This window comes from Marinomonas rhodophyticola, from assembly GCF_026113935.1.
Taxonomy (GTDB): Bacteria; Pseudomonadota; Gammaproteobacteria; order Pseudomonadales; family Marinomonadaceae; genus Marinomonas; species Marinomonas rhodophyticola.
In genome coordinates this window covers 382,954-398,894 of record NZ_JAPEUL010000007.1, presented here as the reverse complement: position 1 = coordinate 398,894, position 15,941 = coordinate 382,954, and the positions used below count along the sequence as shown (strand labels likewise).

At 42.8% G+C, this 15,941-nt stretch carries 16 protein-coding genes, 1 pseudogene and 1 riboswitch; of the genes and pseudogenes, 8 read left to right on the top strand and 9 right to left on the bottom strand.

Translation table 11 applies throughout. The features are described 5' to 3' along the window. Window positions 1–45 precede the first annotated feature (45 nt). From ONZ52_RS10365 to hldE, 7 genes and pseudogenes are all read right to left on the bottom strand, one after another. Window positions 46–297, bottom strand: a complete 252-nt coding sequence (locus ONZ52_RS10365) for a hypothetical protein (protein ID WP_265218522.1) — start codon at window positions 295–297, stop codon at window positions 46–48. Between the two features lie 35 nt (window positions 298–332). Then, window positions 333–761 carry an ATP-binding cassette domain-containing protein gene (locus ONZ52_RS10360; RefSeq protein ID WP_265218521.1) on the bottom strand — a complete coding sequence of 143 codons (429 nt, stop codon included), beginning with the start codon at window positions 759–761 and terminating at the stop codon, window positions 333–335. Further along, window positions 748–2,385, bottom strand: coding sequence for a thiamine/thiamine pyrophosphate ABC transporter permease (gene thiP / locus ONZ52_RS10355; protein WP_265218520.1), 1,638 nt, complete (start codon window positions 2,383–2,385; stop codon window positions 748–750). The genes ONZ52_RS10360 and thiP overlap by 14 nt, the downstream gene beginning before the upstream one ends. Continuing rightward, window positions 2,361–3,194: a thiamine ABC transporter substrate binding subunit gene (gene thiB, locus ONZ52_RS10350; protein ID WP_265218519.1), complete on the bottom strand. Its 834-nt coding sequence runs from the start codon at window positions 3,192–3,194 to the stop codon at window positions 2,361–2,363. Before thiB ends, thiP begins: the two co-directional genes overlap by 25 nt. 236 nt (window positions 3,195–3,430) lie before the next feature. After that, window positions 3,431–3,547: riboswitch (TPP riboswitch) on the bottom strand. A gap of 22 nt (window positions 3,548–3,569) precedes the next feature. Beyond that, window positions 3,570–4,796 (bottom strand): 3-deoxy-D-manno-octulosonic acid transferase, encoded by a 1,227-nt coding sequence (locus ONZ52_RS10345; RefSeq protein ID WP_265218518.1) that lies wholly within the window; start codon window positions 4,794–4,796, stop codon window positions 3,570–3,572. Between the two features lie 2 nt (window positions 4,797–4,798). Continuing rightward, window positions 4,799–6,560: pseudogene (gene msbA / locus ONZ52_RS10340) on the bottom strand (lipid A export permease/ATP-binding protein MsbA). Between the two features lie 30 nt (window positions 6,561–6,590). Next, complete coding sequence (gene hldE, locus ONZ52_RS10335) at window positions 6,591–8,018, bottom strand: bifunctional D-glycero-beta-D-manno-heptose-7-phosphate kinase/D-glycero-beta-D-manno-heptose 1-phosphate adenylyltransferase HldE (protein WP_265219389.1); 1,428 nt, start codon at window positions 8,016–8,018, stop codon at window positions 6,591–6,593. Window positions 8,019–8,114: 96 nt separating this feature from the next. Between hldE and ONZ52_RS10330 the strand changes: the two genes are divergently transcribed. The 8 genes from ONZ52_RS10330 to ONZ52_RS24705 all read left to right on the top strand — a co-directional run bounded on the left by ONZ52_RS10330 (window position 8,115) and on the right by ONZ52_RS24705 (window position 14,056). Beyond that, complete coding sequence (locus tag ONZ52_RS10330) at window positions 8,115–9,263, top strand: AGE family epimerase/isomerase (RefSeq protein WP_265218517.1); 1,149 nt, start codon at window positions 8,115–8,117, stop codon at window positions 9,261–9,263. Window positions 9,264–9,317: 54 nt separating this feature from the next. Then, window positions 9,318–10,265, top strand: coding sequence for an ADP-glyceromanno-heptose 6-epimerase (gene rfaD / locus ONZ52_RS10325; RefSeq protein WP_265218516.1), 948 nt, complete (start codon window positions 9,318–9,320; stop codon window positions 10,263–10,265). Then, entirely contained in the window at window positions 10,258–11,262 is a 1,005-nt protein-coding gene (gene waaF / locus ONZ52_RS10320; protein ID WP_265218515.1) for a lipopolysaccharide heptosyltransferase II, read from the top strand. The genes rfaD and waaF overlap by 8 nt, the downstream gene beginning before the upstream one ends. A 91-nt stretch (window positions 11,263–11,353) precedes the next feature. Beyond that, a complete protein-coding gene (locus tag ONZ52_RS10315; RefSeq protein ID WP_265218514.1) occupies window positions 11,354–11,704 on the top strand; it encodes a hypothetical protein in 351 nt (116 codons plus the stop codon). After that, complete coding sequence (locus ONZ52_RS10310) at window positions 11,671–12,192, top strand: glycosyltransferase family 9 protein (RefSeq protein WP_321160333.1); 522 nt, start codon at window positions 11,671–11,673, stop codon at window positions 12,190–12,192. Before ONZ52_RS10315 ends, ONZ52_RS10310 begins: the two co-directional genes overlap by 34 nt. 2 nt (window positions 12,193–12,194) lie before the next feature. Continuing rightward, a complete protein-coding gene (locus ONZ52_RS10305; RefSeq protein ID WP_265218513.1) occupies window positions 12,195–12,980 on the top strand; it encodes a glycosyltransferase family 2 protein in 786 nt (261 codons plus the stop codon). Window positions 12,981–12,998: 18 nt separating this feature from the next. Continuing rightward, window positions 12,999–13,679, top strand: a complete 681-nt coding sequence (locus ONZ52_RS24710) for a glycosyltransferase family protein (RefSeq protein WP_321160301.1) — start codon at window positions 12,999–13,001, stop codon at window positions 13,677–13,679. Further along, complete coding sequence (locus tag ONZ52_RS24705) at window positions 13,664–14,056, top strand: glycosyltransferase (RefSeq protein ID WP_321160300.1); 393 nt, start codon at window positions 13,664–13,666, stop codon at window positions 14,054–14,056. The genes ONZ52_RS24710 and ONZ52_RS24705 overlap by 16 nt, the downstream gene beginning before the upstream one ends. Window positions 14,057–14,073: 17 nt before the next feature. On the opposite strand, the gene ONZ52_RS10295 is transcribed toward ONZ52_RS24705, so the two are convergent. Further along, window positions 14,074–15,657, bottom strand: a complete 1,584-nt coding sequence (locus ONZ52_RS10295; RefSeq protein WP_265218511.1) for a DUF3413 domain-containing protein — start codon at window positions 15,655–15,657, stop codon at window positions 14,074–14,076. An 8-nt stretch (window positions 15,658–15,665) separates the two neighbouring features. After that, a complete protein-coding gene (locus ONZ52_RS10290; RefSeq protein WP_265218510.1) occupies window positions 15,666–15,899 on the bottom strand; it encodes a DUF3413 domain-containing protein in 234 nt (77 codons plus the stop codon). Window positions 15,900–15,941: the final 42 nt, after the last annotated feature.

The window sequence follows — 15,941 nt, the reverse complement described above, 5'->3', positions numbered from 1 at the left end:
TCTTTCTATAAACGTGAAGCGGGATGACTATTTAACTGAACCAAACTAGATTGTCGAGCGACTAGATACGCCGACACCAAGATAATTAGAAAAAAGCACATGAGGTTCAATTTGAGACAATACGGACACAGGTTCATGAGCAATCACTTCACCCTGCTCGATCAAAATAACACGCCCTCCCACCAAGCAAGCCTCTTGAGGCAAATGGGAAATCAGCAAGGTCGTTAACCCTAACTCCTCAGTAACCTCATTAACCAAATAAAGCATTTCTTCCCGCAAAGCGGGAGTCCAAGGCACTAAAAGGCTCATCCAACAATAAAATAGGTTTCTTTCTAACGAGAGGCCCGAGCAATCGCGACTCGCTGGGCTTGGCCACCTGACAATGCCTGAGGAAAACGTTTCATCTTATCAACAAGCTGTGTTTTTTCCAACGCCCAACTCACTTTTTCCTTTTGCTCTGGCGTTAAATTCAGCGAAGGCGACACACCAATGGCGACATTCTGCCAAACGGTCAACTGCGGAAAGAGATTATCACTCTGAAACAAAGTAGAAATAGGACGTTCATAAGCCGGTAAAGACAATAGAGACTCCTCATGAAAATACAGCTCACCACGTCCCTCTAAATACCCTCCCAGCAGATGCAAAAGCGTACTTTTCCCTTCACCACTGCCTCCTAGTAAGGTGGTCATACCCAGCTCAATATTCACACAATAATTTGCATGAAAACGCTCCCAATCATATTGAAGGTTAATTTTTAACATGTACACCACCCATTTTTCCGCCTACAAAGCGAGATGAGCAATAAAACAGCATCAAGCAAAGTAAAATCAACACCACCGCCACACAGGAACCTTCTTCCAAACGATAGGAACCAATGAGTTGAAAAAGATACAAGGGCAAAGACACCAATCCCTGACTGCCGAACAAAGCAATCACTCCCATGTCTCCCAAAGACAGTAACAGCGCATAACCTAAAGCTTGAGCCACATTCACGCGAACTAAGGGCCACTCAAGTCGCCACCGCGACCAAGACTGAATACCTAAGCTCAGATAGACATTCCTAAAGCGCCGCTCTTGTTGATACATCACTGGCATTAAAGCGCGCAGCACAAATGGCAACGCCATTACCGCATTCACCCACACGACAATCCAGTAGCTCGACTGCAGCCCCCAACCAATATCTCGTAACGCCAGAAACAGGCCTGTGGCTATTACCAGCCCTGGTACCATTAAGATCATATTACCCAAGTGTTCAATTTTATTTGGTAAAAAAGCCAAATATGGACGCCCCATGCAAAACCGCGCAAGCACAGCAAAGCAGAGACCGAGCACTAAACTCACCAAGGCGGCAGGAAGCGCAATCTGTAATGACACCAACACCGCCCGCCAAAGCGCAGGAGACTGCAAAGTTTCAAAAAATAAAGGCGAAAAAATAGGACCCAAAATAGCCAAAAAAGGTGGAATTACCAGCACAAACACACACAGCAAGGCCATACTATCGGCAAACCTTGCCCAATAAGAATCTTTGAGTGGATAACGAGTCAGCGCCAATAAGCTCACATCTTGGCGATTAACAGGTGCTATACGGTATACAAACAACGCGAAGAGCGAACATATCATCACCTGCAGCAAAGCTAAAAAACTGGCTTTATTGAGGTCAAAATCAAACCTGAGAGCTTGATAAATAGCCACCTCCAAGGTGCTAAACTTAGGCCCACCGCCTAGGCTCAACACCACAGCAAAGCTTGAAAAGCACAACATAAAAATAAGCACAAACGCTCCTGGTAAGACTTTTTTCATGTAATGCCATTCAATCCAACGAAAGGCTGTCCAACGAGAAAAGCCCAACTGCGTAGCCTGACGCCACTGACCTGCAGGAATCAAATCATACCCTTGCAACAAAAGACGCACAGCCAAAGGAATATTGAAAAACACATGCGCCAATAAAATACCAGTTAAACCATACAAGGAAACTTGAATACCCAAAAACTGACTTAACCAACCTGAACGGCCATACACTACGACCAATCCCAAGATGGCCACTATGGTTGGCACCACCATCGACACAGAAAACAACTGCAAGAGTGCAGCTCGCCCATAAAATCGTCGGTGCATAAGACAAGAAGCAACAGGAATGGCAATGAGCAAACTAATACCACTGCTTAGCAGGGCTTGCCATAAAGAAAAACGCACAACTCGCCAAAGATAAGGCTGCTGCAAATAGCCAAACCAAGAGTGTAATTCGCTATAACGCAAAAGAGCCGCCAAGCAGACAACTCCCATCAATAGGAAAAAACCGACGCCTAATAGCGCCGGTAATAATCCTTTCATAGATCGAAAAGACAACGATATAACGCCTGTTATCGCGTCGTGGCGTTTAGCCACTCATCCACCCAAGCGCCACGGTGTTCAGCCACATCTTTTGCGGACAACACTAAGTTTTTACTAGGCTTTAACGCGCTGTCAAAAGCAGCAGGCAAGGTTTCATCCAACTCAATCACTGGTAACATCCAATTTCCAGTCGCTACCGTAGATTGAAAACCTGGCTGAAGGATAAAGTGCATAAACTCTTGCGCCAGAGCAGAATTAGGGGCATTTTTCATCATAGCGGCTACTTCAATCTGAGGATACAGCCCTTCACTGGCCATTGCAGCCCGGTACTTAGTTTCGCCTTCCGCAACAATATGATAAGCAGGGGATGTGGTATAACTCAGTACCAAATCGGCTTCGCCCTTTAAAAACAAACTATAGGCATCAGACCAGCTTTTCGTCACCGTTACCGTATGACCCGCTAAACGCGCCCACGCATCAGCAGCGTCTTCACCGTAAACTGACTTCATCCATAACAATAATCCAAGACCTGGTGTACTGGTTCTCGGATCCTGGTAAATCACTCGCAAATTCTTATTATCCACCACATCCTTCAGACTAGTCGGCGGGTTCTGTAGCGTGTCAGAGTTATAGATAAAAGCAAAGTGGCCTTGATCAAAGGGCACAAAAATTTTATCTGACCAGCCTCCTGGGACAGTAACGTTAGACGTATCGACAGAATGTTCTAGTAATAATCCGCTTTTCTTGGCTGCTTCCATCAAATTCAAATCCAGCCCCAGCAGAACATCTGCTTGCGAAGACCGCCCTTCTAGCTGCACTCGAGACAAAATCCCAACTGAAGAATCTAAGGCGACAAAATTCACCTCACAATCACATGTCTTCTCAAAATTGGCTTTAATCTTTGGTGCCGGCCCCAATCCGAAGCAAACGAATCGTAGGTATATACATTAAGGGTATCTTTAGCCAACATCAGGGGCGAGAAAATAACGCCACAACTGACGATGGCAGCCGAAAAAAGAGTTTTAAATGAAAATGTATTCAAGGTGTCGCTCCTAAAAATAAGTGAGCGGCGTACAGGAGAAACGGCAAGATACGATTGCTTAGCTTGCTACCTCAATTCCTACGCCAGCATGATCTGGATCAGGTTCAGTGGGTTAGCGGTCAATCCGCTTCTCAGCTCTAGCCTTTAACAACCAAAGCACCCCATGAGATAAAGAGTCATTATTGTAAAGAGTCGTTCAGCGGAAGTCTATTTCCGTAAGCACTCGCGTCACAGCCCCTTGATTTTTTTCGGCAAAACGCAACGCAGTCTGCCCAAGTCGATAACGTTGTGACGACTGCCCAGCAAGATCCACCACCACACTTTCTAATTGCGCTTCATCGTGACAACGAACAGCACCATTCACTTGTAAAAGCTGTTCTGTGATGTCCAAAAAATTAAACGTATAAGGCCCCACCAAAACAGCCTTACCCAGCAGAGCAGGCTCAATCGGATTGTGCCCTCCTCGTTTAATCAGACTTCCGCCAACAAAGGCTAAGTCGGCAGCCTGATAATAATACATCAGCTCCCCCATCGAATCGCCAATCACAACATCGAAGTCAGACCATTGATCTGGTGGTATTTGACTACGAAGAGCGACCCGCTCAAAAGACTGTTTGGCCAAGGCATACACCGCCTCAAACCGTTCAGGATGACGAGGGACGAGCAACAACAACGCATTAGAAAATTTCTGCATAAGGGTTTTATGGATACGCAATAGCGCTTCATCTTCCCCTTGATGAGTGCTCCCGCCTACCCAAACAAACCGCGAACCAAGTCGACGACGCCAATTCGCCTGCATCACTTCAGGAGGAACAACCAGATCAAATTTAATGCTGCCAGTTACCAAGACTTTTTTTGCCCCTAACGCTTCAAAACGCAAAGCATCAGCTTGAGCGTGAGCCAAGAAACAATCAGGCAGCGCAAACAAAGGACGCGAAACAAAAGGAAACTTCTGATAACGCTGAAAAGAGCGATCACTCAAGCGTGCATTGACCACCTCAACTCGCAAACCTTGCCGCTTGGCTAGCTGCAATAAATTTGGCCAAAGCTCGGTTTCGACAATCAATAAATGCTTGCAGGCAATTTTATTCAATGCACTTTTAACACTGCAACGCCAATCCATCGGCAAGTAACGATGCTCCGCGAAAGGAAAAGCCTTCGCCACTTGTTCCGCCCCTGTTGGCGTCATTGTTGTCATTAAAAGACGATGAGTGGGAAATTTTTCACGCCATTGAAGTACCAGTGGCCGAACCGCCAGCACTTCTCCCACAGACGCACAATGGATCCATAAATCAGCCTCGACAGAAGGCCAGATACCAAATGCTTCTTTCGCCCGATAATCCGCATAGCTTTTTTTAAAACGCCGAATTTTCAACAATACAACCGGCGTTAATAACAGCAAAGCGATTCGATAAAACCACATAATTAAACAGGCGTCTCACTAAATTGCTGGTTATGAAGCTGAGCGTAAGCGCCATTCATCGCCAATAACTCACTATGAGAACCTTGTTCAATAATTTCTCCATGATCCACAACCGCGATAATATCAGCATTCTCGATGGTCGATAGGCGATGCGCAATGGCAATGGTCGTGCGGTTCGCCATCAGGCCATCCAACGCTGTCTGAATCGCTCGCTCAGACTCTGTATCCAATGCCGACGTAGCTTCATCCAAAATAAGAATCGGCGCATTTTTCAAAATAGCCCGCGCGATGGCAATGCGCTGGCGTTGCCCCCCAGATAACAGAACGCCATTTTCTCCGACCATAGTATCTAAACCATGATCAAGCTCCTGAATAAAATCCCAAGCATTAGCAGCTTTAGCGGCTTCTATTACTTCTTTATCACTGGTGTTTTGCAAATAACCATAAGCAATATTGTCACGAATCGTGCCATTAAAAAGCACCACTTGCTGATTCACCAAGGCAATATTTGATCGCAGCTCAGTCAGCTTATAATCATTGATAGAGATGCCATCAATGCTTAACAGCCCATCATCAATATCATAAAAACGTGGAATTAAATTTGCGATAGTAGACTTACCACTACCAGACCGTCCCACCAACGCTAGCGTTTTTCCTGCAGGCAAAGACAAGGTAATCTTATTCAAGGTTTGCTTCTCGGCATTGGGATATTTAAAGGACATTGAATGCCATTCAATATTCCCTTTGATACTTTCCACCGATGTTTTGCCTTTATCAACTTCTTCTTGCAAATCCAGAAAATCAAAAATACTGTAAGAGGCCGCAATGCCTTTTTGCAAAATGCTATTCACGTCCGTCAGCTGACGAATCGGTTTTCCCAACATCCCAGCGGCGGTCAAAAAAGCAATAAAGTCGCCAGGAGACATGTGCGAACTGATAGACGGGACTCAATGCAAACCAAATCAAAATTGCCATCATGACAGCCAAAATAAACTGCACAATAGGTATATTCAAAGACTTGGTCATTTCCATTTTTAGCTGAGAACGACGGTTTTCATTGGCTGCTTTATGAAAACGCTCAATTTCATACTGACTACCACCGAATATCTTGACGACTTCATGCCCTTTAATCGCCTCTGAGGCGACATCTGTCACACCACCCATGGCATTTTGGATACGGGTACTTAACTTACGAAAGCGTTTTGATGCATAAGAAACCACTAAACCAATTAACGGCACGACCAACAGAAACAACAAAGACAAACGCCAGTTCATGTAGATCATGTAGCATAACAAACCAACTACCGTTAACCCTTCACGCAATAAAACCCGTATGGCTTGCGTGATAGAACCGATGACTTGCTCTGTATCATAAGTCAACTTGGCTAACAAACGTCCCGTGGGAATAGAGTGGTAGTAACTCGAAGGCAAGAGCACAAGTTTGTTAAACATGTCGGTACGCAAATCAAAAACAACATTATTAGCGACCTTCGCCATAAAATAGTTACCTAAGAAAGTCCCCACTCCTCGCGCAATAAAAACCCCTAAAATAGCCAGCGGAATTAACAAACGACTTTCAGAAATACTACCCACAGAGACGATATCGACAATATGTTTTAACAATGCCGCCAACGCGGGCTCCATAGCGGCGTAAATGACATAACCAATCACACTCAACAGTAAATACATCCAAGACGGACGCACGTAACCGAGCAAGCGAAAGTAGATTTTCACACCTGAAACAGGAGCCTTTTGCGTAGACATGTCCGCTTCAACATTTTCTTTTTCTTGCATTTACAGGTTCGCTTTTTTGATAATTGCAGTGGTTGAATAGCCGTCGACAAAGGTCAAGACTTTTACTTCGCCCCCATTAGCAAGAACGTGGTCTGCACCAACAATGGTCTCGATGGTATAATCGCCGCCCTTCACCAATACATCAGGAGTCAGTTTTTCAATAATTTCTTTTGGAGTATCTTCATCAAACCAAGTAACCCAATCAATCGCGCCGACGCCTTCCAGTACCGCCATACGATGTTCTAAATGGTTAATTGGGCGTTTCTCACCTTTTAGTCGTTTAACAGACGCATCCGTGTTGACCGCGACGACCAACCTGTCGCCTAGCGCCTTAGCTTGTTTCATATAGGCAATGTGCCCTGGGTGAAGAATATCAAAACAGCCATTGGTAAAAACAATCTTCTCACCATTCATTTGCGCCAACTTGATTTGCTCAAGTAGCTCTTCTGGCGAAAGTACACCAAAGTTTGTGCTGTGTGAGCGTTGAAACATGATCGCTTCAAGTTGGTCTGCGCTAATCGAAGCCGTACCAAGCTTACCAACCACATAACCCGCGGCTTGATTAGCGTACTCAACCGCGTCAATAAAACGCTTACTGGTCACATACACGGCGGTCAATACCGCCACCACGGTATCACCCGCTCCGGTAACATCAAACACCTCTTTGGCGGCCGTGGCCAACGAAAAAGGCGGCTTACCTTCGCTCAATAAGATTAGCCCTTCTTCACCTCGAGTAACTAGTAGCGCCTTCCAGCCAAATTTTTCACGCAGTGCCTTAGCTTTTTCTTCTAACTCTTTTGTTGAATGGCATTTACCCACGATGGTTTCAAATTCAAGAAGGTTTGGCTTAACCAGAGTAGCACCTTGATAAATGGAAAAATCATCTCCTTTGGGATCCACAAAACTGGGGACCTTTGCTGCATTGGACAGTTTTATCAGGTTCTGAACGTCTGCTAAACAGCCTTTTGCATAATCAGAAAAAATGACAGCGTCAGATTCTGGCAAACATTCTTCAACCACTTTTGCCAAAGCCTCATTCTGCGAAAGATTGTCCTCACGCTCTTCGAAATCCAAACGAATAAGTTGTTGATGGCGGCTCATTACTCGTAGTTTCGTAATGGTAGGCAAGGTTTCCGAGCGAATAAATCGACATGTCACGCCCACTTTTTCCAAGCATCGGGTTAAAACATCGGCATTTTCATCGTTACCGACCACCCCCACCAAGGTTACTGACACCCCTAACTTAGCCAGACCCAGCGCAACGTTAGCCGCACCACCTGGACGATCTTCAATGTTGGAAACCTTTACGACTTGTACCGGCGCTTCCGGCGATATACGTGAGGTACCACCATGCCAATAACGATCCAACATGACATCCCCAACAACTAGGATGTGTTTATCTTTAAAATTTAGATACGAAGAGTTCATAGCCACATAATAATCGATTTTTAGAGACACTCATCTTATCATACTCCCTCAATAAGTTGGACATACCTAAAACACACGAAATAAGGCTTTTACACAATGCTGAATTCCGCTCTACTATCTAGCCAATCTTTTTTGTTTGATGGGCTATTGAAGAATTGGTCGCGTCATGGCATCGATAAAGAACAGGGTTTTAGCTATGAAAGCATGAATCATGACTGGACAATAAACTCCATTAACCGTATTCGCTTACTCACTCAATGCCGCCAACTTTATACTTTTAGCCATGCCTGCCAAAATCATCACACCAAAGATTGGCAAGCATTGTTAGGGCCACTGTTTAATTTTATTACTTCTCGATACTTCATTGATGGTCGTTGGATTTTCGCTTTAAATGACGATTTATCCATTAAAGATCAACACTCTGATGCCTATGCCCTCGCCTTTGTTCTACTGTCCTTTAGCCACTACTACAAAGTGACAAACGATGACAGAGCGCTTTCTTACATGAAAGAAACACATCAGTTTCTCTTAAACAATATGCAGGCTGAATCCGGCGGCTTTTATGAATCTTTTCCTGTCGATGTTGAACAGACTCGTCGCCAAAACCCACACATGCACCTTTTAGAAGGCTATATTGCTGCCTTTGAAGTCACTCAAGATGCTGACTATAAGGCAACAATACAATCCCTTCTTGCCTTAGCCTTAGCGCATTTTTATGATAAAAAGTCCAAAACACTGCGTGAGTTTTTCAACACAGACTGGCAGTTACACCCAACGACGGGACATCTGGTAGAACCTGGCCATCACTTTGAGTGGGTATGGTTGCTTTATCAAGCCAATAAAATTTTACCTAATTCAGACTATACAGACCTTGCACAGCAACTCTGGCTAACAGCTAGCCGCCATGGACTTGCAAACAATGGGGGGATTTACAACCAGATCGACGGCAACGACTACCACCCTATCGACAAAGAAAAACGTATTTGGCCGATCACTGAATACCTGAAAGCCGTCACGGTTATGCCCATCGGAAAAGAAGAAAAAATAAATCGTTTAGAAAAAGCGCTCGACTTTATGCAACAACACTATTTACAGCCAAATGGGCGCTGGAACGAATACCTTAATGCCGATAATACGCCAAAAGACTTTCCACTCCCAGGCACGAGCAGCTATCATATTTTTCTAGGCCTTACAGAAGTGATAGCATGGGCAAAAGCAAATAATGATTTAGAAGATTCTTTTTAAGTAAAAGTCTGGTTTTAAAGACATACTTAATAAAGACAAAATAGGACATAAGTTATGTATATAGTCACTGGTGGTGCTGGATTCATTGGCAGTAATATCATTAAAGCCCTAAATAACAAAGGCATCAAAAACATCCTTCTCGTCGACGACCTGACAGATGGGAAAAAGTGTCTGAATCTATCTGACCTTGATATTGCCGATTACATGGATATGTACGATTTTTTAGATGCCATTAAAAATGACACCTTAGGCATTAACCCGATTGCCGTTTTTCATGAAGGTGCTTGCTCAGCAACCACCGAATGGAACGGCAAATATGTGATGGACGTCAATTACCAGTATTCAAAAGCAGTATTAGATTTTTGCCTAAAGCATGAAGCCGCATTCTCTTATGCATCCTCTGCTTCAGTTTACGGCTCTGGCCCCGTTTTCCAAGAATCTCGCGAAAACGAAAAACCGCTTAATATGTACGCCTACTCTAAATTTCAATTTGACCAATACATTCGCGCAGTGTTACCGAAAGCGAAAAGCCAAATAGTGGGTTTCCGTTACTTCAATGTCTATGGTCCTCGTGAACAACACAAAGGCAGTATGGCCAGTGTGGCTTTTCATCTTCGCAATCAGGTACTGGCAGGCGAAAATCCGAAATTATTTGGCGCCTACGATGGCTACGAGGCGGGCGGTCAAAGCCGAGATTTTATTTATGTTGAAGATCTCGTAAATACCAAACTTTGGTTTCTAGAAAATCCGGAAAAATCTGGAATTTTCAATCTAGGCACAGGCAAAGCAGAACCATTCCGCACCATAGCGGAAACGGTTATCGCCCATTATAAAAAAGGCGAAATTGAATACATCCCTTTCCCGGAACACTTGAAAGGCGCTTATCAAAGCTTTACTCAAGCAGATATCAGTAAACTTCGTGACGCAGGCTACAAAGGTAATTTTCGTGGCTTAGCACAAGGTGTGCAAGACTATTTGGGTTGGCTCGATACACATGGCTAAATATTTAATAGTTGGCCCATCTTGGGTGGGTGACATGGTGATGGCACAAAGTCTCTTCATCACGCTAAAACAACGTGATGAAGAAGCGATTATTGATGTCATAGGCCCCAGTTGGTCTTCTCCTATCTTAGCGCGTATGCCAGAAGTAAGACATGCCATCACCCTGCCAACAAGTCATGGTGAATGGGGCATCAGCACACGCCGTAACCTTGGTTATACCCTGCGTGCAGAACATTATGACCATGCCATTATTATGCCTCGTTCATGGAAGTCAGCTTTAGTGCCTTTTTTTGCCAAAGTGCCACATCGTGTTGGCTTTACTGGTGAACAGCGTTATGTGTTACTCAACGAGCGTCGCAAGCTCGATAAAAATATTTTAAATCAAACCGTAAAGCGCTTTACCTCTCTCGGTCTACCAAAAGAGCAGGCGTATCCACCTGTGGATATTCCGTCTCCTGCTTTAAGTGTTAATTCAGAAAACCAGAAAAGTCTTTATCAACAGCACCATTTATCAGATAGACCAGCCATTGCGCTGATGGCTGGGGCGGAGTTTGGCCCTTCAAAACAATGGCCCATTGCCTACTTTCACGAATTAGCGAAAAGCGCCATTGACTCGGGTTACCAAATTTGGGTTTTAGGTGGCCCGAAAGACGCCTCGGATGGCGAAATTATAACAAGAGGATTAGGCGAATTTGCCCATAATTTATGCGGTAAAACACAATTAGTCGATGCGATAGACCTACTTGCCGCCGCAGAAAAAGCGGTGAGCAATGATTCTGGTTTGATGCACATCGCGGCTGCGGTAGGAACAGAAGTTCACGGCATCTATGGCTCGACTAGCGAAGCGTTCACCCCACCTCTGACGGAAAACAAGACCATTCATAACCTTCACCTAGAATGCTCACCTTGTTTTAAACGGACTTGCCCATTAGGGCACACGAACTGTCAGACTCAACTCACTCCAGATAGAGTGATAAGGGCAGTCATTTCCCCATGAATCTTGTACTACTTAGAAACAGACCACACTTTGGCGCTCAAATAACCAGCCTACCTGTTTTGTACTTTTTTTCCTTCATCATGGAAAACAAGTGCCTCTGACGCTTTTATCAAAAAGCAATGTTTCATGGGTTTATCAACAACTACCATGGATAGAAGAGTGCATTCATTCAAACAGCAAAATAGAAGAAATAAAAAAGCTTTGCAGCTGTGATAATTTACTTAATTTAAGACCAAGCAATCGCCTCCCCGTCATGCTGCATAAGATTCTGGGAAAAGGGAATCTATTTGATCTGGTCAAAAATGACTCTCTCGCACGTCTGACATCAAACACTCACAATGTATTATGTACTAGTGAATACAGGGCAAGCGCCTATCTGAAGATCTTTATTAAAGATGAACAAGCACTATTAGAACATCTTTCCGCACCATTTTTTCTTTAATAAAGGACTCCAAATTAGAGACAAAAAAAGCAGAACTAAACATCCTTATTATGCCCGGTGGTGGTGCCGGAGAAATAAAAAAGTGGGGGATCGAAAACTTCGTATCAGCGAGCAAATCAATTGCACAGTCAGTCAATAAAAGCTGCCATATCAATGTATTACTAGGGCCTGACGAGAAAGATGAAATTGTGTTTGTGGAAAAACTCATACGCTCTGATAACCGCTTTTCTTTGTATATAAACATCCCCATCAAAGACATCGCAAAATTAGTGGATGAATGCGATTTGACAATCGCAAATGATTGCGGCCCTTCTCATATAGCGCAATGTATGCAAAAACCCTATATTGGACTCTTCAGAGAACCAAATACAGAGTGGTTTCTATATCATCCAAAATCGATAAAAATACTTCCACAAGAAGGGCAAGGTATAAAAACTATCCAACCACAAGCCGTAATAGATCATGCGGTGACACTGCTAAAGAGCTAAGTATGAAAATTTCAGGTAATATCATCACCTTAAATGAAGAAAAAAATATCGCAGCGTGCATCAAATCCATGCAAACTGTATGCGATGAGATTATCGTGGTTGACTCTGGCAGCACAGATAATACCGTTACCATCGCTCAAGAGTTAGGAGCGACCATTGTGCATCAACCCTACCTAGGCGACGGCATCCAAAAAAATGTTGCGCTAAATCATACTAAAAATGTTTGGGTATTAAGCTTAGATGCTGATGAACGCCTTACCCCTGAGATGACAGAAGCCATCCAACAACTCGACTTAGAGTCAGCCACTTTTGAGGCGTATTCGTTTCGTAGACAAAACATGATAGGTGATCGCTGGATCAAACATTGTGGATGGTATCCAGACCGCTGCATACGTTTATACAATACAAGCAAAACCCGCTTCGCAGATGTAAAACAGCACGCCAGTGTGCAAACAAAAAATGTCAAAAATATTGATGCGGATATTGTCCATTACTCCTTTAAGAACATCGGCGAATTATTTGCCAAGCCAGGCCGTAATTTCAGCGGTAGAGCAGCAAAAATAATGTACGCCAAGGGTAAGAGAGCAAATGCTTTATCTCCTTTCACTCATGGCTTAAATGCCTTTATTCGTAAATATATTTTTCAACGAGGCTTTATGGGTGGTGTTGATGGAATGACCGTTGCCTTAAGTGCAGCGGTGAATAGCTATTTAAAATACGCAAAACTACTGGAATATCAACGCGATCCAAGCGTCACTCAACAAGACGACTTCAAAAATATTTGGTAATAAAACAGGCGATACACCTTGAGCAAAACGCTAACTGTACTCCATGTCAATCTCGCCAAGGGTTTCCGCGGTGGAGAAAGGCAAACTGAACTGCTTATTAGAGCGTTATCTAAGCACTTTAATACCCAACAACTACTGGCTTGTCGTAAAGACTCCCCTCTGCGCGATAGACTGGCTGATATAGACAATTTATCTTTCGTTACCGCAAATCATCAGCTCTCAGGGCACTACACTACCCCTAAGGTCGACATTGTTCACGCTCATGAGGCGAAAGCGGTTCATTGGGCTTATGTGCATAAGCTATTAAAAAGTACGCCTTATATCATTACTCGGCGAGTAGATACGGCTGTAAAAGATAAATGGCTAAACCAAAAGACTTACCAAAATGCATCTGCACTAGTTGGCATATCAACACTTATTGCCAACCACATTCGCGATAAACAATGGGGAGAGGTTTATCAGATTCCAAGCACGCTTGCCCACTTAGAAACCAATCATAAAGAAGGCGAGTTGTTTCGTAGCGCCTTTCCTGGAAAAACCATTGTGGGTCATGTAGGTGCTTTAGTTGATAAACACAAAGGACAAAAGGTACTCATTGAAGCCGCAGCTTTATTAGAAAAAAGCCATCCTAACCTGCAGATTGTTTTTTTGGTGATGGTGCCGACAAAGAAGAGCTTGAGTCTTTGTCCAAAGGAATGACAAACATTACGTGGATGGGATTTAAAGCCAAGATTGGTGATTATTTACCTTACTTCGACCTCTTCGCTTTCCCCTCTCGCAATGAAGGCCTAGGATCAACTTTGTTAGATGTGATGGATGCCAATGTGCCTATCATTGCCTCTAATGTTGGTGGTATCCCAGATATTGTTATTAATAATGAGACAGGCATCCTAGTTCCTCCAAATGATAGTTTGGCATTAAAGGAGGCCATCATTAGACTTTCTAGCGATAAGATTCTTCAAGCGAAATTAGTTGAAGGCGCAAAAAAACAACTCGAAAACTATACACCACAAAGAATGGCAGAAAGTTATTCATCTCTTTATCATAAAATAACAGCTAAAGAGAATTCTCTTTAGCTGTTATTAACGCTCTATTACTTCTTAAATCGGCTGATACTTTCTAATGCATCTTTCAAATAAATATAGTTTGGTTCAGCCTCTTTTTTTACGCGGTTAGATAGATCATAAACTTTATATTGACCGCCTGCTCCAACTTCTAAAATACTGTCTTTAGTAATCATTGCATAGCCAGAATAGCTTGATGATAACACCCACTCTCTTCTGGTCTTATCATGCAAAAGGTCTAATCCTTCTGAATAACTATCTATAGGACTATTCACGCCAAGATAGTTTTTCATTAAGGTTGGCACTAGATCTTCGTGACTAGTTAAAACCTGAACATCACTAGAGTCGGCAGAGGAAAAATCAGGCCCAACAATGATAAATGGAACATGAATCTGTGCCGCTGTAAAATTGCTATTATGCCCCCAATAATTCAATTTATTATCATTGAGTTCTTGAGCATGATCACCAGTAATAACGACAAGAGTATTCTCTGCATCACCACTCTCTTTCAGCTCATCCAATACTTTTTTAGCCAACTCATCTACATAACGCACACTGGTTTTATAACGATTCATAAAAAGGGTTGGATCTGTATCGTTATTAAGAGCCAGATAATTCACCGTATTTAGCATTGGCGTGTATTGTTTATCATAATCATTCGGAAAATCGTAGCCATGCGGAGCGTCGTAAAAAAGAAACGAAAAAGTCGGTTTGGATTTATCTCTCGCTTGATACCAGCGCAACCAATCTTCGGTCAACCCCTGATCTCTTTCAGCTGGAGATTCACCTTCAGATCTGAGCCGCAAATTATTTATTTTAGAAAAAACAGTCCTATTAAACTCTGGGTCTGTAAGAGACGCAGAAGCAAATATTCCCATTTGATAATCCAATTCTTGAAGCCTGTCCATTAAAACAGGCGACTTTTGATTTGATAATACTGCCTGCCAATATGTACCAGGCAAACCATAAAACAAACCAAAAATCCCCGTTCGAGTGGCATTCCCTGTAGACATATGGTTCGAAAAAGAAACGCCATTTTGAGCATATGACCATAAGTTCGGCGTATTATCTGCGTTAAAGGTATCAAAACGCCACGAATCGACTACCAAGAATAAAATATTCACTGGCTTATCTACAGAAATAGTACTGAGCACTTCTCTTGGATAATTAAGATTACTGCTGACTTTTAAAGATAACTCTTTTTGCTGAGCCAATGCTTCTTCATCAATCCAACCATGCTTACGCATAAACCCATTTGCAGTAGCTGGCTGAAATAAAGGCAGATAGCTTTTACTTATAGTGACTGGCTGATAAGCATTTGCCGCTGCCCATATATGAATGAAGTTACTTGCTAAAAAACACACAATAAATACAGAAACGAAATATCTTTTTTTAACGCTTTTACCTATATCTTTAGTGAGGAAATGCAGTAAAAAATACTCGATAAGAAATATAACAAGAAAACTTACTATAACGACGAACCAAGTAAGAAGAGAAAAATCGACTACATCGCCAGAAAAGACGAGTTTAAGAACCACCTCATTAATATGGAAACGATATTGAGCAAAAACAAAGGTATCTATTAGCAATACAAATAATGCAACAGAAGCCAAAAGACTCACTATAAAATAAAAAATCTTTCTAGGTAAAAAAACGAAGAAGAAAGAAAAAAACCTAATATACCACCTAATAGCGCCATCTGCCCTATTAAGCTAGTAAAAATAAATGAAGCCCCTAATACATCCGTTGGAAACTCAGGCAAAAATGAAAAATATCGTATAGATATAAGAACAGAAAAAAATATATTTATGATTATAAAACAGCTAAAAACAGAACGCTTACTACTGGTCGCCATGATCATACCTAAAAATGAAAATTGATAATGTAAATCAGAAAT